The organism is Trichlorobacter thiogenes, assembly GCF_900167465.1.
Classification (GTDB): domain Bacteria; phylum Desulfobacterota; class Desulfuromonadia; order Geobacterales; family Pseudopelobacteraceae; genus Trichlorobacter; species Trichlorobacter thiogenes.
The window spans coordinates 1-17,078 of sequence record NZ_FUWR01000033.1 but is presented as its reverse complement, the minus strand read 5'-3'; the positions used below and the strand labels follow the sequence as shown (position 1 = coordinate 17,078).

General features: G+C 51.9%; 18 protein-coding genes. 6 read left to right on the top strand and 12 right to left on the bottom strand.

The genetic code is table 11. The annotated features are described in order from the left end of the window. The 5 genes from tnpA (B5D39_RS16335) to B5D39_RS16315 all read right to left on the bottom strand — a co-directional run. The coding region (gene tnpA, locus B5D39_RS16335; protein ID WP_139366656.1) for an IS200/IS605 family transposase at positions 1–200 on the bottom strand (200 nt) is incomplete at its 3' end. 544 nt (positions 201–744) lie between these two features. Then, complete coding sequence (locus tag B5D39_RS16330; RefSeq protein ID WP_078791570.1) at positions 745–1,983, bottom strand: type II toxin-antitoxin system HipA family toxin; 1,239 nt, start codon at positions 1,981–1,983, stop codon at positions 745–747. Further along, positions 1,983–2,201 (bottom strand): helix-turn-helix domain-containing protein, encoded by a 219-nt coding sequence (locus B5D39_RS16325; protein WP_078791569.1) that lies wholly within the window; start codon positions 2,199–2,201, stop codon positions 1,983–1,985. The genes B5D39_RS16330 and B5D39_RS16325 overlap by 1 nt, the downstream gene beginning before the upstream one ends. Before the next feature lie 150 nt (positions 2,202–2,351). Next, on the bottom strand, positions 2,352–3,398 hold the full coding sequence (locus B5D39_RS16320) for a 2-oxoacid:ferredoxin oxidoreductase subunit beta (protein ID WP_078791568.1): 1,047 nt from the start codon (positions 3,396–3,398) through the stop codon (positions 2,352–2,354). Further along, positions 3,395–5,185: a 2-oxoacid:acceptor oxidoreductase subunit alpha gene (locus B5D39_RS16315; RefSeq protein WP_244161449.1), complete on the bottom strand. Its 1,791-nt coding sequence runs from the start codon at positions 5,183–5,185 to the stop codon at positions 3,395–3,397. The genes B5D39_RS16320 and B5D39_RS16315 overlap by 4 nt, the downstream gene beginning before the upstream one ends. A gap of 228 nt (positions 5,186–5,413) precedes the next feature. On the opposite strand from B5D39_RS16315, the gene B5D39_RS16310 reads away from it, so the two are divergent. The 6 genes from B5D39_RS16310 (at position 5,414) to B5D39_RS16285 (ending at position 10,984) form a co-directional block, all read left to right on the top strand. Next, positions 5,414–6,109: a response regulator gene (locus tag B5D39_RS16310; RefSeq protein WP_078791566.1), complete on the top strand. Its 696-nt coding sequence runs from the start codon at positions 5,414–5,416 to the stop codon at positions 6,107–6,109. Beyond that, positions 6,096–7,463 carry an ATP-binding protein gene (locus tag B5D39_RS16305; protein WP_078791565.1) on the top strand — a complete coding sequence of 456 codons (1,368 nt, stop codon included), beginning with the start codon at positions 6,096–6,098 and terminating at the stop codon, positions 7,461–7,463. The genes B5D39_RS16310 and B5D39_RS16305 overlap by 14 nt, the downstream gene beginning before the upstream one ends. Positions 7,464–7,520: 57 nt before the next feature. Beyond that, entirely contained in the window at positions 7,521–8,243 is a 723-nt protein-coding gene (locus tag B5D39_RS16300; protein WP_244161448.1) for an ABC transporter ATP-binding protein, read from the top strand. A 184-nt stretch (positions 8,244–8,427) separates the two neighbouring features. Next, positions 8,428–8,814, top strand: coding sequence for a GxxExxY protein (locus B5D39_RS16295; RefSeq protein WP_078791563.1), 387 nt, complete (start codon positions 8,428–8,430; stop codon positions 8,812–8,814). Positions 8,815–8,870: 56 nt separating this feature from the next. After that, on the top strand, positions 8,871–9,659 hold the full coding sequence (locus B5D39_RS16290) for an ABC transporter permease (protein WP_078791562.1): 789 nt from the start codon (positions 8,871–8,873) through the stop codon (positions 9,657–9,659). Between the two features lie 140 nt (positions 9,660–9,799). Beyond that, positions 9,800–10,984: a multiheme c-type cytochrome gene (locus tag B5D39_RS16285; RefSeq protein ID WP_078791561.1), complete on the top strand. Its 1,185-nt coding sequence runs from the start codon at positions 9,800–9,802 to the stop codon at positions 10,982–10,984. Positions 10,985–11,074: 90 nt separating this feature from the next. Here B5D39_RS16285 and rbr read toward each other — a convergent pair whose 3' ends face one another. The 7 genes from rbr to tnpA (B5D39_RS16250) form a co-directional block, all read right to left on the bottom strand. Then, positions 11,075–11,653, bottom strand: coding sequence for a rubrerythrin (gene rbr, locus B5D39_RS16280; RefSeq protein WP_078791560.1), 579 nt, complete (start codon positions 11,651–11,653; stop codon positions 11,075–11,077). Between the two features lie 14 nt (positions 11,654–11,667). Continuing rightward, positions 11,668–12,126, bottom strand: coding sequence for a DUF4149 domain-containing protein (locus tag B5D39_RS16275; protein ID WP_078791571.1), 459 nt, complete (start codon positions 12,124–12,126; stop codon positions 11,668–11,670). 141 nt (positions 12,127–12,267) lie between these two features. Next, positions 12,268–12,978, bottom strand: a complete 711-nt coding sequence (gene prxU / locus B5D39_RS16270) for a thioredoxin-dependent peroxiredoxin (protein WP_078791559.1) — start codon at positions 12,976–12,978, stop codon at positions 12,268–12,270. Positions 12,979–13,055: 77 nt separating this feature from the next. Beyond that, on the bottom strand, positions 13,056–15,251 hold the full coding sequence (gene katG, locus B5D39_RS16265) for a catalase/peroxidase HPI (RefSeq protein ID WP_078791558.1): 2,196 nt from the start codon (positions 15,249–15,251) through the stop codon (positions 13,056–13,058). Positions 15,252–15,451: 200 nt separating this feature from the next. After that, positions 15,452–15,958: a rubrerythrin family protein gene (locus B5D39_RS16260; RefSeq protein ID WP_078791557.1), complete on the bottom strand. Its 507-nt coding sequence runs from the start codon at positions 15,956–15,958 to the stop codon at positions 15,452–15,454. An 88-nt stretch (positions 15,959–16,046) separates the two neighbouring features. Next, positions 16,047–16,718 (bottom strand): cytidylate kinase-like family protein, encoded by a 672-nt coding sequence (locus B5D39_RS16255; RefSeq protein ID WP_244161446.1) that lies wholly within the window; start codon positions 16,716–16,718, stop codon positions 16,047–16,049. A gap of 77 nt (positions 16,719–16,795) precedes the next feature. Then, a partial coding sequence (tnpA, locus tag B5D39_RS16250; protein WP_139366821.1) for an IS200/IS605 family transposase occupies positions 16,796–17,078 on the bottom strand: 283 nt, incomplete at its 5' end.

Sequence of the window (17,078 nt, the reverse complement as noted above, 5' to 3'; positions counted from 1 at the left end):
CTCAACACCAGATGGATGTGGTCAGGCATGGCATGACCCTCGATAAGTTCAACTTCCTTCTGCCGACATAACTGACGGATGATTTTGCCAACTTCTCCTCGAAGCCTGCCGTAAAGAACCTTCTTACGGTATTTCGGCACGATCACAACATGATATTTGCACTCCCATTTTACATGGGCTAAACTTTGCCACTCTCGCATGGCAGTTCCTCCTGTTGATTGCCTTTAGGGGCTTTCCTCAGGAGGAACTATCGCTGGAACGGCAGAGCCTTTTCAAGTCTCACCGGCAGAGCCGGTGGTTTACTGAAAACCTTCAATTAAAGGCGTTTATTGGCATACTACGCCATTCTGTGCTGTGCATCGGGCAGGCTCGCTTGGGTGGGTTTTTAGATTAAATTTTTGTATACAACTACACAGGCGGTGTCAAGGGGATTTGCCTTTTACGCATTGGAAACATTGGGAATATTGATCCTAAAACGGCAGTTACTCACGCAAAGCCGCAACGCCCGCAACGAAAACCAATCACTTACCGAAATATGCTGTTTAAGCCGTTAGGTGAGAGGCCAGGTTTATACAAGATGTTGTTTTTATGGCGTAGCGTCGAGAAATTCTAGAAATTCTGGGACAGTATATTTAATTGACGCTGGCTCGTTCTCTACTAATCTACTCACATAGCAGACATAGCAAGTGCCGTGCCCCGTCAGCATGATATCACTCAATTGCGTATTCCGGCTGAATCCGGCGGTCAGAGCAGATTATCCAATGCCTTGGCTCTTTTCACCGCCTGATCTGCAATTGCCTGCACCACACTATGTTCGCCGTAGGATTTCTGATGCAACTGCACCGTACTGCCGACAGTTGACGTTATCCGCTCTATCAGGTCTCTTCCCGCCTTCTGCACAAGGCGCAGCTTGACATCAATAAACTCTGCACATTGGGAAATATTCTCCCGACTGATTTTTTCTGGTTCATACTCCCTGCCGATGCTCATGGCAAGACCGCTATCAAGGCTTTTTCCATAGACCGATGTGGATAAAAGATCATAAAAAGGGGCCAGACGGATAATGCCATGGTGCTGCATTAGGGCGATATTTTTTGCATGGGCATCTGCATTGCCGACCACCAGATTGAACAAGGCCCACCTGATCAGCTGCTCAATATCCGCCAGACTGTCAGCGCTGTACCTGCGGATTATGTTTGCACAATCTTCCAGGCTCGGGCCGCCTGCATTTTGATATTTAATGGTAGGCTCAAGCCCCATAAGCTGACAGAGATCTTCCTGAAGGATACGACGGAGAATGCCGTTTGCATCCTGATACCTATCAAATCTCCTGGTCAGAAACACAGGAGTGCTGCCAATGGTTTGCAGCGTTACATCCGGCACATTGAGGCCCGCCATACGTGCCAGTGTCATGGTGAAGGTCTCATTCTCCACCGTACCTGCAACACCGGGAACGGTGGTGATCGGAACCTTCATAATGTGAGATGAGGGTGCTCCGTTTTCAGGGAGATGGAATGTCCCGTTCTCTACATACAAGGCCATCTTGTGTTGTACGCCGGGCAGGGAAAGTCTGACAGCGCCACCATGACCGGTATACAAAGGGTTTCTGGGCAGTTCCTGGACAAGCTGTATCAGCTCTGCGGGAGAAAGTGGCGCGTAGGTTGGTGTGGCAGAGGGTTGTACGCCATGCGGAAAAACTGTGACAGCTCCGGTACAATCGCCACCAATGCGCCGTAGCAGGGCATAGTCATCACCCCGGGAAATCCCCAGACGCATTTCAATGGCAGTGCGGGCCTCCCCTTCTGGAAGCAGGTTTGCAAAATACGACTTTGCCTCGTCGTGCAGATACGGTGCTACCCGCACCGGCAGCGTAAGCGAGATGGCAGGAACGTCCAGCCCTCTGTAACGGAAGCAGTAGCTTTTGTTCTCAAGCCAGAGATCAGCAACATAGCGACCATCGAAGTAAACATGCAGCATAGCCATCACTCTTGAACACCAGTATCTGTCGGGATTATTGTCAGCACAAGATTGAGGCGTTTGATTACCTTCAGCGCCTTGCCGATTTCAATAGTCTCCTTGCCATTTTCAAGCTCAGATATAAAGCGGTCGCCAACATTACAGTGCGCGGCAAGTTCGGCAATGGTCAGGTGCTTTGACTTCCGTTGTGTGCGAATGATAGCTCCGAGCGTTTTAGCGTCCATAACACTCCCGTACGGTAATTAATTTAACGACAACAGTACACGGGAACACAATATTACCGTACGGTACTATCTATCAGCTTAAGGCAGGATAGTAAATATAAATTACCGTACGGTAAAATAATAATACTAATCAGTGATCATCATTTAGCATTACAGATAGTCAGCCATAACCGCATCCAGTGCTAGCCGTGGCGGTCGCAACAGCTGGCTGGGCAGATGCACCAGTGGTTGATCAACCAGTTTTTCACGTTCTACAGCGGTTTTCCGCTCTTCATTGATATACAGCAGGCCGGTGGTAAACAGCTGGCCTGACCGTTCTTCCTCCAACAGGCTGATGGCAGCCATCCGATCAGTAGGGTCATACTCCTGATCTGTCTTTTTCAGACGGATGATTGAACCATCATGCATCGCCAGGTCCTGAATCGTACCAGGTTCATAGTCTACCTGGATCTGATCATGCTCCAGCGGAATGAAGTTTATCTCATGCAGTGGCAGTTCATGTTCCCTTCCCCAGACATAGCTTTTGGTTGAACCCTCACCGTTGTTGAAGCTGACACAGGGGCTGATGATGTTCAGCACGGCTGTGCCACGATGGGAAAATGCTGCCTTGATCAGCATCTGCAGCTGCTTGGGATCACCGGCAAATGACCGGGCAACAAAGCCGCAACCGGCAATAATCGCCTCAAGGCAGAGATCAAGGGGCGGTATCTCGTTCAGACCGCCATGTCTCTGCTTCTGCCCCAGGTCTGCGGTGGCAGAGAGCTGCCCCTTGGTCAAACCATAGACGCCGTTGTTTTCAATCAGGTAGACCATATCCACATTGCGGCGGATCAGGTGCTTGAACTGCCCCAGACCGATGGAGCCGGTATCGCCGTCACCGCTGACACCGATGGCGATCAGATCCTTGTTAACGGTGGTTGCGCCGGTGGCAATTGACGGCATCCTCCCATGCAGGCTGTTGATGCTGTGGGAACGTCCCAAAAAGTAGGCCGGGCTCTTGCTGGAACAGCCGATACCGCTGATCTTGGCAATCCGGGTCGGGTCAAGACCAAGGCTGTAGACTGCATCAATGATGACATTGGCAATGGCATAGTGACCGCAGCCGTTGCAAAGTGTTGAGCTGGAACCGGTGTACTCTGCCCTGCTCAGGCCGATCCGGTTGACAACAGGTGATGGGGTGGTGGCAGTGGTGGTCATGGCTGCTCCTTTGCTTCATGGGCCTTGATTGCTTCACAGATCCAGCGAGCTGTCAGGGGAAGTCCATCACATTTGGCAATAGAGACGATCCGGTCAGCATCAGAAGGTACGTGCAGCTGAATCAAGGCACGCATCTGACCATCCAGATTGTTTTCAACAACATACAGACGCTTGTGCTTTTTGATAAATTCAGCCAGCTGGCTCTCCAGCGGCAAGGCACGCAAGCGCAGATAGGATGTTGCTCTGCCGCCAGCCTGCAGCAGATCCCGTGCCTCCTGCAGGGCAGAATCGCTGGTGCCGTAGGCGATCAACCCGATCTCAGCGCCATCCTTCAGATCAACAATCGGCGCTGGGACCAGTGTGCGGGCATGGTCATGTTTTTTCGCCAGGCGTGCCAGGTTGGCTGACCAGTCTTCAGGTCGTTCACTGTAGCCTGCAGACTGATTGTGGCCGGTGCCACGGGTAAAATAGGCTGCTGCTGGATGATTGGTACCTGGCAGGGTACGGTAACAGACACCATCTCCATCAACATCAGCATAGCGCTGCCACTCTCCCTGCAAACGGGTAAGGTCGTCAGCAGAGAGCACCTTGCCCCGATCAAGCGGCTTTTCAGGATAGTCAAAAGGCTTGGTGGGCCAGAGGTTCAGACCCAGATCAAGGTCGCTCAGCACAATCACCAGGGTTTGCAACCGTTCAGCCAGATCAAGGGCCGTGAAGCCAAACTCGAAACACTCAGCCACTGATCCGGGGATCAGGCAGACATGCCTGCCATCGCCATGCCCCAGGGTGTAGGCAGCCAGAATATCATCCTGGGCCGTGCGGGTCGGCAGGCCGGTTGATGGCCCCATCCGCTGCACGTCCCAAATCACCGCCGGTATTTCCGCAAAGTAGGCATAGCCTGCAAACTCAGTCATCAGCGACAGCCCCGGCCCTGACGTGGCCGTCATAGCGCGAGCACCGGCCCACCCTGCCCCAACCACCATGCCGATCACAGCCAGTTCATCCTCGGCCTGTATGATCGCGTAGCTGGCGTTCCCCTCGGCATCCTGACGCAGCTTTGGCAGAAACTCACTCAGATGATCCACAATCGAGGTTGAGGGGGTGATCGGATACCAGGCCACAAATTGTACCCCGCCAAACACCGCACCCAGGGCAGCCGAACTGTTGCCATCAATCAGGAAGGTCCCTTCAGTCCTGTTCATCCGTTCAACCTGAAACGGATCTGTTTTGACAAGATGAACCTGTGCCCAGTCATAGGCAGCTTTGGCTGTGGCAAAGTTCAGCTCCAGAGCCTTCTGTTTACCCTTAAAGTGATATGCCAACGCTGACTCAATCTCCTGCAGATCAATAGCCAGCAGACAGGCCAGTGTGCCAACATAGACCATGTTGGCAACATAGGGTTTCAGTCTGGCCTCAGCTCCAGACTGTTTCACCAGCTCATTAACCGGCATCGGGTAAAAGGTCACATCTTCACGGCTAATCGGCAGTTGCAGATCATCCGGATAGAGGCAGATGCCCCCTGATGCCAGGGTCTGGATATCTTCCAGGATTGACGCCTTGTTGATCGCCACCACCACTTCTGCCTGTTCGCGCCGACCAAGGTAGCCATCCTTGCTCACCCGAATGGTAAACCAGGTGGGTAAGCCCTGAATATTGGAAGGGAAGATGTTTTTACCGCTGACCGGCACCCCCATCTTGTGGATGGCCCGCAGCAGCGTATTGTTGGCAGTCTGGCTGCCAGCGCCATTGACCGTGGCTATGGTGATGGAGAAATCATTGATGATCATGCCGGTACCTTTCACAAATGTCCTTACAATACACTGCATAGCATAGCTCAAAACAACAAGAAATCCAGATGGCTTGAACCAGGTATCCAAAACAACCGTACAACCAGACGAAACATTACAACAACAAAGTACGTGTTAATGGGTAGTCTTTCTTACGGAAATGTCAGGATTCAGTCAGTTGCATTGTTAGCGTCTGCCTGCTACAAATGAGACATTAAGGAGAATGCCATGCGCGTCCTGGTTGTGGAAGACGAACGCAAAATTGCCGACGCTCTCAAGCGTGGCCTGGAGACTGAAGGCTATGAGGTTATCGCCGTTTCCAGTGGTGAAGAGGGATTCTTCTGTCTGAACAGTGAGTCATTTGATCTGATGCTGCTGGACCTGATGCTGCCGGGCCGTGATGGCCTTGAAGTGCTTAAAACCATACGGGATAAAGGCTTTTCTCTGCCGGTGCTGGTACTGACCGGGCGTGATACGGTGGAGGATCGGGTGCTGGGGCTGGACAGCGGCGCGGATGACTATCTGGTTAAACCGTTTGCTTTTCCAGAACTGCTTGCCCGGATGCGCCTGTTGCTACGGCGTGGCAAGCATGAAACAGAAAAACCGCTGGCTCTTGCTGATCTTGAACTGCACCTGCCGACCCATCAGGCCCTGCGCAATGAACAGCTACTGGACCTGACCAGCCGGGAATTTGAACTGCTGGCCTACCTGTTGAAACATCAAGGCCATGTTGTTTCCCGGGAGATGCTGGCCCATGATGTCTGGAAGGTGCGTGAACGCTCCACGCCACTGGATAACGTGATTGATGTCAACATTGCCCGCCTGCGTCGCAAGGTTGACGACCCCTTTCCCCTTAAACTGATCCGCACCATCCGCGGTGTCGGCTTCATGGCAACTGCCAGTGACGATCATGCTGCGACTTAGTAACCTCCGCATTCGCTTTACGCTGCTGTACGGTGCCGCCTTGATCGCAACCGTACTGATCTTTTCTATCGGTATCTATGTTTTTGTGCAGAGGATGCTGATCAGCCAGATTAACAACCACCTGCATAAAGATCTGGCAACGGTGTCTGGCTATCTGCTCCACGACCAAGCCGGTCTGCTCAAATTGGCCAGCATGGGGCCGGTACATATATTCCGGGTACGGGACGGTAACCGTGATCTGGTTGCTTCAGAGCAGTGGAAAAATTCTGAACTTACAGGCCTGCTTGATGGGGGGGATTTTGCTGCGCAGCCCAAATCAATCACAACACCGTCCAGGCGTCTGTATAGAGTCCAGAGCCAATTGTTTCCCCTTGGCGAAAAACTGTATCAGGTGGTGGTGGCCCATGAAGAGAGTAATTACCAACGCACACTCAATACCCTGGCGTTGATAATCCTTTTGGCCTTTCCGGTATCTGTGGCGCTCTCACTGGTTGTCGGCTATCTGATTGCCGGACGGGTGCTTTCACCGATAACCACGATCACCGCAAAGGCACAAGAGATTAGCGCAGAAAATCTCTCAGCTCGACTACCGGTAAATAACGAAGAAAACGAGTTTGCAACCCTGGCAACCGTCTTCAATCTGACCTTCAGCCGACTTGAAGAATCATTTGAGCGATTACGGTGCTTTACTGCCGATGCCTCCCATGAGCTGCGTACACCTTTAACTGCCATCCGCAGCATTGGTGAGACCGCCTTGCAACAGCAGGATATCAGCCCTGAATGCCGTGAAACCATTGGAAGCATGCTTGAGGAAACTGACCGTCTGGCGCAAACGGTTGAGTCACTGTTGTTGTTAAGCCGTGCTGACGGTAGCGCGCTTCACAAAGAACCGGCAGAGCTTGGCAATCTTTTAGCTGATGTCATTGAATTTCTTTCTGTTCTGGCAGAAGAAAAACAACAGGAGATCAGCTTTGAACGCCTGACGAGCCTTCATCTTTCAGCCGATGCATGCATGCTGCGAAGGGCCTTTTTAAACCTGGTGGATAATGCAATCAAGTACTCGCCTGAACAGACCACCATCACGGTAAAACTGTTCCGGGAAGCTGATGGAAGCACGGTTGTAGAAGTTGGAGACAATGGCTCCGGCATCCCTGATGCTGAAAAGGAAAAGGTTTTTGACCGGTTTTACCGTCTGGATAATGGCAGATCCCGTGAAAAAGGGGGCGCCGGGCTTGGCTTATCCATCACCAAGGCCGCTATTGAAGCCCATGATGGTCTGGTAACAATTCTTGACAATCCTGTTGGCGGTGCCCTGTTCAGGGTTGTTTTCCCATCACCAAAACAAGACAGTTGATTCCGCTGCCAATGATCATGGTATAACAGCGCCATGATACCTTCTCTTCCTACTCCAATGCTTCAACTGCAGCAGCTGACAACGGCCAGAAACTTTCTGACCGACATCACCTGGTCATGTCAGGCCGGTGAATTGACAGCAGTTATCGGCCCGTCCGGTGGCGGTAAAAGCTCTTTGATCCGGTTGATCAACCGGCTGGAAGATCCGTCAGACGGCCAGATCCTTCTGGCAGGCCGGGATATCCGTGAACTGCCACCTCCACTGTTGCGGCAACGGGTTGGTATGATGCTGCAAAAGGCCTTTATGTTTGAAGGCACGGTACTGGATAACCTGCAACAACCGTTCAGATACCGCAAAGAAGCGTTGCCCGGAGCAGAGCATCCAGAGGTGTTACGCAGTATCGGTCTTGCCCGCCTTTCACCTGACTATCTGCAGCGGGATGCCCGCACCCTTTCCGGTGGCGAACAGCAGCGGGTCAACCTGGCCCGGGCGCTGATCAACCGGCCGGAACTGCTGCTGCTGGATGAACCGACCAGCGCCCTTGACCGCCCCACCACCGACAGCCTGGGACAGACTCTGTTGGAAATCTGCCGCTCTGAAGGGCTGGCCGTGATCATGGTCACCCACGACCTGCGTCTGGCACGGCGTATCAGCGACCAGACCGTCTATCTTGAAGCCGGACGGATTGTGGAGGCAGGCAAAACTGCAGAGCTGTTTGCACAGCCACAGAGTGAAGGTCTGCGGACATTTCTTGCCGAACCGGACGAGCAAGAAGCATGACTCACGCAACGACGCAACGACGCTACGGAAAACCAAAACAAAGAGACATAATTCAAAAAACAGAAATAACTCACAAAGATATGCAAATATAACTTATAAATTAATACAGTTTACAGCACTCATTCTTAACATTTTTCATTGTGTTGTGTCGTTGCGTGAAATCTGATTTTAAGGGTTAATCGTCATGCATGAAAATGAACTTGCCGCAAAAGTAATGGATGCATCTTTTCTGATCCACCGTGAACTTGGCCCAGGTCTGCTGGAAAGTGTTTATGAAGCCGTGTTGGCAAAGCTGTTGGCTGACAAGGGACTGTTTGTTGAGCGGCAGGTTGCAGTACCGGTCATGTTTCAGGGACTTACTTTTAATGAAGGGTTCCGTGCAGATCTGATTGTGGAAAACAAACTGATCCTCGAATTAAAATCTGTCGAACGGTTGCAACCGGTCCATAGCAAACAGCTCCTGACCTATCTTCGTCTAACAGGCTGTAAACTGGGATTACTGATCAATTTCGGCGACAACCTTCTAAAGGATGGCATCAAACGGGTAGCAAACGGTATGCCTGCAATATAGCCTTTCGTTGCGTCGTTGCGCCGTTGCGTGAAACCTGATTTTCAAGGACTATTCAGATGTCAGACAAAACCTTGCTACACCTCGACCTGATCCAGCTGGTCTACGCCTACGCCCTGATCCTGCTTTCGGTCAGTCTGGCCCACTTCAGGCAGATCGGCCAGGAGCGTCAGATGCTTTGGGCCTCGCTACGAATGGTGGTGCAACTGCTGGCTGTCGGCTACCTGTTGCAGCTGGTCTTTACGGTCCGTTCGCCTCTGATGGTAATCCTGATCCTGTTGACCATGACCGGTTTTTCACTGCAGGTGATGGGCTCTCGCATCAAACAGCGCATGCCCCACTTTTACCGGATCATGGGCAGCTCCATCATGATCGGCTGCGGCGGAGTCACCTTTTACTTCTGCCTGCTGGTGGTGGGCTATTCCCCCTGGTATGACCCGCGCTACCTGATCCCCCTGGCCGGGATGATCATCGGCAACTCCATGAACGGCGCCAGTCTGGCAGCAGAACGGCTGACTTCCGAGATGCGGGAACGTCACGATGAGCTGGAGACCGCCCTCTGTCTGGGGGCAACCGCCCGTCAGGCGGCTGAACCGGCCCTGCGCACCGCCTACCGGGCCGCCCTGATCCCCACCATGAACACCATGGCTGCCACCGGCATTGTGGCCCTGCCCGGCATGATGACCGGCCAGATCCTGTCCGGCACCGAACCGATGCTGGCCGTGCGCTATCAGATCGCCATCATGTGCGCCATTACCGCCAGCGTGGCCATCACCGCCTTCCTGATCCTGCTGCAGGGCTACCGTGGCTACTTTACCCAGGCGGACCAGCTTCGTAACACACTATAACTCTTACAACATCTCCTTTCCTGTTTCCTGACAAAGATGTCAGAAAAGCGTCAGTTGTCCTTTTCAAAGCAACTTGTTACACAGTAGTTAACGATTTTTTCAGCGTTCCAGGGAACCTTAATCAGGTGAAGGAGGACACCATGAAGAAAATGATAACACTGATGTTGGCAGGCTGCGTAACCCTGCTGGCGGCACAGGCGTTTGCCGCTGACCCGAAAAAGGAGTTTGTTGGCTCTGATGCATGTAAGAAATGCCACGCTGTCGAGTACAAGAGCTGGAAAGAGACCTACCACAGCAAGATGGTACGCACCAAGAAGGAAGGCATCCTGAAAGAGGTTGTGGAGCGATGGGCAACTGATGGCGCCAATGAAGGCCCCACCACCGGCAACGTAACCAAGACAAAATACAAGCTTGAAGATGTTCAGTATGTGGTTGGCTCACGCTGGAAGCAAAGAATGCTGGTTAAAAACGAGCAGACCGGCGGACTGCAGTTCCTGAACAAACAGTTTAACCGCTATACCGGCAAGTGGGAAAACTATGGCAACGCCAATGACTGGAACACCAACTGCGGCACCTGCCACACCACCGGCTACCGGATCATGGAGTATGACGAGAAATTCGGCAAACATGGCCGGACTGTCAAGGATAGCTACAGCGAGATGAACGTCGGTTGCGAAGCCTGCCACGGTCCTGGTGCCAAGCATATCGCTGCCAAAGGTGCTGATAAGAAGAAAACAATCTTCAACCCGGCCAATGTTGACATCAAGGCCCAATCCAAGGTTTGCGGCTACTGTCATATTCGGATTGAGAACGAAAAGTTCATGACCGCCCAGGGTAATCCCCGTGAAGACCTGCCGGCGCCCAAGGTAGGCGATAGCTACAAGGCTGGTGATGACTGGACCAAATGGTATCCCGAGCAGGCCATCATCCCCGGTGTTCATGAAAACCAGCCTGCCAATGTCGAATACAAGGGCGATCTGAAAGGTCTCTTCAAGCTTGATGATCATGCCAAGGCGAACGGCATCTATGAAGAAGCCAAGCACCATCAGCAGTATCAGGGTTTCCTGCAGTCCAAACACTACCAGAGCGGCACAGTGTCCTGCATCACCTGCCACTCACCCCATGCCGGTAAAGGAAAGATCAAGAAGGTACAGAAGGATGCCTGCATCAAGTGCCATGACAAGTCCATAACCGTTGAGAAGTACATGCCCAACACCGGACAGACCGCCGGCAACCTGTTCCTGCGCAGTCATACCTTTGGCAAGAACCCACGCAAAGGCGGCGCCGGAGCCAGTGACATGGGGCCGCCGAATTACTACGAATAACCGAGTACTGATTGTTTGCATAAGCTCAAGGCCGCTCCGAAAAATCCGGGGCGGCCTTGAAATTTCTGCGGATAAAAACTGTGAATACTGCTACCAGTTCTCTCCCAGCAGTTCAAAATGCGCCTGAGGATGGGCGCAGGCCGGACACAGTTCCGGGGCAGACTTATTGCTGTGCAGGTAGCCACAGTTACGGCAGCGCCAGACCACAATCTCTTCACGTTGGAAGACCCGTCCGGCTTCAATGTTTGCCAGCAGATCGCGATAGCGCTTCTCATGTTGTTTCTCTGCTATCGATATTGCATTCCAAACAGCTGAAATTTCAGCAAAGCCTTCTTCCTTGGCAACGGCTGCAAAGGCAGGGTACAGCTCAGTATGTTCTTCATGCTCGCCATTGGCTGCTGCCAGCAGGTTCTCGGCTGTGGTACCGATCACACCGGCCGGAAAACAGGCGGTGATCTCCACCATGCCCCCTTCCAGAAATTTAAAGAATCGCTTGGCATGTTCCTTTTCCTGGTTGGCTGTTTCTTCAAAGATATCAGCAATCTGAACATAGCCCTCTTTTTTGGCTGCAGCAGAGAAATAGGTATAACGGTTCCGAGCCTGACTTTCACCGGCAAATGATTTCAACAGGTTCTGCTCAGTCTTGGTGCCTTTTACTGATTTGGACATGTACTGTTCTCCTTTCACATGGTGTTGCGCTTGTATAACAGAATTAAAAGAGCGATTCCACCGCCAATAACGCCCAGATTACTGACCGCAGATATACCGTGCAGCTTTCTGAACTGCTGCCGTGCCGGGTGATCTTTAGGGGTCGTAACAAAGGACGGAATATCCTTTTTTAGAGCTGCAGCCTTGGGTTCTATCACAAAGGCCTGCAACGAGGTGACCAGCAGCATAGCCACAATGATCAGCGCTGATGACAGCCAGCGGTTTTCACGGGTGAACAGCAGGCATCCCAATGCCAGGACACCACAGATCAGGCCGGTTTTGAAATAACCGGGGAACAGGACACCAACAATGGTTCCGGCCATGTCACGATCAAAGCTTTTAAACAGGGTCGGTGTCAGCACAAAGGTAAATAAAGCCGCGCCACCAACCCAGAAGGAGATTAACAAACGATAGACAATGGATAGATACTGCACAGAAACCTCCAGAAGCATTAAAAATCTGCTCACCGCAGAGGACACAGAGGTCCACAGAGAAAGACTCAAATTGCTTGTCCTTAATACATTCCTCTGCGTACTCTGCGGTAATATTTTTATTAAGTTATTTTGTATGGTTAATCAAAAAGCCATCTCCGGCTTCCACTCCTTCCAGACATTCCCGGCCAGATCCGGCCCCGGCTTCAGGGTCGGTTTGCCCGGTGTCCAGCCTGCCGGCATTACTTCACCGGTGGCACGGACATGTTGGAACGCCTTTATCTGACGGATCAGCTCGGTAACACTGCGACCGACTTCAGGGGTCAGCACTTCCATGGCTCTGATGTTAAAATCAGGATCAATGATGAATCTGCCGCGAATATCCACACCTGCGGCTGGCTCGAAGACACCGTAAGCCTGGCCGATCAGACCACTGGCATCGGAAATCATCGGAAACGGCACCCCGCCGGGTACCATTTTTGATAGTTCTTCCGCCTGCCAGATCTTATGGACAAAGCGGCTATCGGTACTTGCTGCAAAGCTTTCTACGCCCAGCTCTTTCAGTTCTGCATGCTTGACGGCGACCGCCGTCAGTTCAGTCGGTCAGACAAAGGTGAAATCGCCCGGATAGAAGCAGAGGACGATCCACTTTCCTTTGTAATCAGATAATCTCATGGTCTGGAAGCCGCCGTTAAAATAGACGTTGGCCTCAAAATCAGGGGCTTGATGCCCCACCCGTGCTATGGTCATGGTTTTTCCCTCCTGTGTTGGTTGTGATGCTGTTATTGGTGGTGGCGCTGCTGCTGCCAGTGGACCTGCGGCCGCTTTAACGCAGCCTTGTCCTGCTTCTGCCATACCGATATCCTCCTTTCAGAAAATTGAGGGGAGGTTGTAGTCACTCCCCTCATCAAAACCTTAACAGATGTTAATCATCAGGCAAGATCAAACCGATCTGCCTGCATCACCTTGTTCCAGGCTGCCACAAAGTCCTGCAGGAACTTCTGCTGAGAATCCTCGCAGCCATAGACTTCCGCAATGGCCCGTAACTGTGAATTGGAGCCGAAGATAAGGTCAACACGGGAAGCAGTCCATTTCAGTTCACCACTGGTACAATCACGCCCTTCAAACAGCTCTTGATCTTCTGAAGCAGGTTTCCATGCCGTACCCATATCAAACAGGTTCACAAAGAAGTCATTGCTAAGTGTCTCCGGCCGCTTGGTGAAGACGCCGTGTGGCGAATTGCCATAGTTGGCACCTAGGACACGCATACCGCCAATCAGCACGGTCATCTCCGGTGCCGTCAGGGTCAGCAGTTGCGCCCGATCAATCAGCAGCTCCTCTGTAGTTACCGCATATTTTGCTTTCTGGTAATTGCGGAACCCGTCTGCCTTAGGCTCCAGCACGCTAAAGGAATCTGCATCGGTCTGTTCCTGAGTGGCATCGGTGCGCCCCGCTGTAAAGGGAACAACAACCGTCTGACCGGCATTTCGGGCTGCCTGTTCAATGGCAGCGCAGCCGCCCAGCACGATCAGATCAGCCAGCGATATTTTTTTAGTACCAGACTGGATACTGTTAAACTGTCTTTGAATTCCTTCAATGATTTCCAGCACCTTGGCAAGTTGGCCGGGCTGGTTGACCTCCCAATCCTTCTGCGGAGCCAGACGGATCCGTGCGCCATTGGCACCGCCCCGCTTGTCTGAACCGCGGAAGGTGGATGCCGATGCCCAGGCAGTGGAAACCAGTTGGGAGATTGAAAGGCCTGTAGCAAGAATACTGGCCTTAAGTTCGGTGATATCCTTTGCATTGATCAGTTCATGGTCAACAGCCGGTACCGGATCCTGCCAGATCAGCTCTTCTGCAGGAACCTCAGCGCCAAGATAGCGCGAACGGGGCCCCATATCACGGTGGGTCAGCTTGAACCAGGCCCGGGCAAAGGCATCGGCAAACTGGTCAGGATTTGCAAGATAACCACGTGCAATTTTTTCATAGACAGGGTCAAATTTGAGTGACAGATCTGCCGTGGTCATCATGGGACGCCGCTTCTTGGAAGGGTCGTGGGCATCCACCACCAGATCCTCATCATCCACATCCTTGGCCAGCCACTGGTGAGCACCGGCCGGACTCTTGACCAGTTCCCACTCATACTTGAACAGCACCTTCAGGTAGCCCATATCCCAGGTGGTGGGGTTCGGTTTCCAGGCGCCTTCAATGCCGCTACTGATGGTGTCGCCACCTTTGCCACTCTTGAAACTGCTCTTCCAGCCCAGTCCCTGCTCCGCAAGGCCTGCACCTTCCGGCTCCGGCCCCACATGATCTGCTGTTCCTGCACCGTGGCATTTACCAAAGGTGTGACCGCCGGCAATAAGAGCCACTGTTTCTTCATCATTCATGGCCATCCTGGCAAATGTTTCACGGACATCATGGGCAGATTCAGAAGGAATCGGCTCTCCGTTCGGCCCTTCCGGGTTGACATAGATCAAGCCCATCTGTACAGCAGCCAGCGGGTTTTCAAGGTCACGCTTGCCGCTGTAACGCTTGTCACCCAGCCATTTGTCTTCAGCGCCCCAGTAGATATCCTCTTCCGGCTCCCAGACATCTTCTCTGCCGCCGCCAAACCCAAAGGTCTTGAAGCCCATTGATTCCAACGCGCAGTTACCAGCCAAAATCATCAGGTCTGCCCAGGAGATCTTGCGGCCATACTTCTGCTTGATCGGCCAGAGCAGACGACGCGCCTTGTCCAGGTTCACGTTGTCAGGCCAGCTGTTAAGGGGTGCCAGACGCTGGGAACCAGACCCTGCTCCACCACGTCCATCCCCCATCCGATAAGTACCGGCACTGTGCCAGGCCATCCGGATCATCAGACCGCCGTAGTGACCCCAGTCAGCCGGCCACCAGTCCTGCGAGTTTGTCATCAGGGCATAGAGATCTTTTTTGATGGCAGCAAGATCAAGTTTTTTGAATTCTTCAGCATAGTTAAACTCATTACCCAGCGGATTTGATTTTGCGGAATGCTGGTGAAGAATATGGAGATTCAACTGGTTTGGCCACCAATCGCGGTTGGATGTTCCGCCGCCTGCCACCTGCCTGCTGGACTTACCGGTTACCGGGCATTTGCTGTTGTCACTCATGCAATCTACTCCTTTCGTTGTGATGGTTGGTTATATGATGGACAAAGAAGAACCGGGACAGGACAGATACAACTTCAGTGTTTCATAGATTTTATTAATGTCAACAAAAGTATAATTTAACCTATATAATAAAAATACTTATTAATAAGCCGCAAAAAAAGCGGGCGCCTGACAGGCAACCCGCTTGAAAGAAACAGGGATTATTTGATCTGAATAAACATGGATGCCGCCACACCGCAGACAGGGCACTTTTCCGGGGCTGCCTTTTCATGGGTATGACCACAGACAGGGCAGACATAATAATCAAAAGACTCACCTGCCTGACCAAGGGTGTCAAAGGCCTTCTGGTACAGTTCAGCATGGGTCTTTTCTACAGTATTGGCATAGCTGAAAGAGCGCAGTGCCTCGGTGGCCCCCTCTTCTTTTGCTGCTTCGATCATTGGTGGGTACATTTCCTTAAACTCATGGGTTTCGCCGCCGATCGCCTCAATCAGGTTTGCTTTGGTATCGTTAATACCACCCAGCGCCTTCAGGTGCGCATGGGCATGCACTGTTTCTGCCTCTGCAGCTGCACGGAACAGACGGGCTACCTGTGGTAACCCCTCTTTATCGGCCTGCTTGGCAAACGCCAGATATTTACGGTTTGCCTGTGACTCACCGGCAAAGGCATCTTGAAGATTTTTCTCAGTTTTTGGACCGTTAGCCATTGGTGCATCCTCCAGTAATCTAGTTTTTTGATCGACTCTCATCAGTTAGTTAGGAATAATACCTATCTAGTAAATTGTCAATATTATTTTATAGCAATTCATCGGCAACGTACCCCGCTATGGTGCCTGCAATTTTTTCAACGGAATTACGATCATTATTAAAAAGCAGTTCATACAGAGCAGGATTATGGTCGTCCTGATCCAGAAAATCCCTTGTAAAGGCATCACGTTGTTTCTGCTGCTTCAGCACCAGCTTTTCTGCTGCTTCATACTCAATATGAAGCCGCTGTGCGATGGCACGCACCTTAAAATCCATCGAACCATAGATCCTGAAATGCTTTGAGTGTTCAAAATGCCTGGTTATGATCGCCCCACCCAGCTCCATGATGATCACATTACCCTGTTCTGCAAGACCAACCACATGCTTGCAGAGTAGTCTGAAACAGTCCTGGCTGTGGGTCCAGCGCGAAGAAAAGGTTGCCAGTATATCATCCAGAAGACGGTTCTTTTCCCCCAGATTCTCAAGGATGTCTTTTGAAATCGTATGGTGCTTTGCCACTTCATCAAGCACGGCCCGGTCAATCAGTAACCATTGTTCACCGGTCTTTTCTGACAGCAGCTGACTGAGACGCTCTGCAACAGGATACCCAAGACAGCCATACTGGCGAGAAATGGTTACGCAGGGGCGCGGTTTTGGCTTTTTATGTCTCTGTAGCGCCTTCTGTTTTTGGGTACGATTGTACTCCTCGAGTGCTCCCACCCGTAAATCAACCGACGGAATCAGTAAGTCATGACCACCGGCAGAGCCGGTGGCTTGAGGAAAGCCCCTAAAAGGGGCTAAGGGTTTTGGGTGAAGTCCAACTCCTCTTGTTTGTCCAGATGTTCTTGATCTCTTACATACGCCCGGATCATTTCTTCATCCAGGCCGATAGTGCTGGCACAGTAACCACGTGACCAAAAGTGCCGACCGATAAAACCTTTCTTGACCCCTTCGGCCTTACGGTGAATATGAATTGCCGACTTGCCTTTCAAATACCCTATCACCATCGAAACACTGTACTTCGGTGGAATACTCAACACCAGATGGATGTGGTCAGGCATGGCATGACCCTCGATAAGT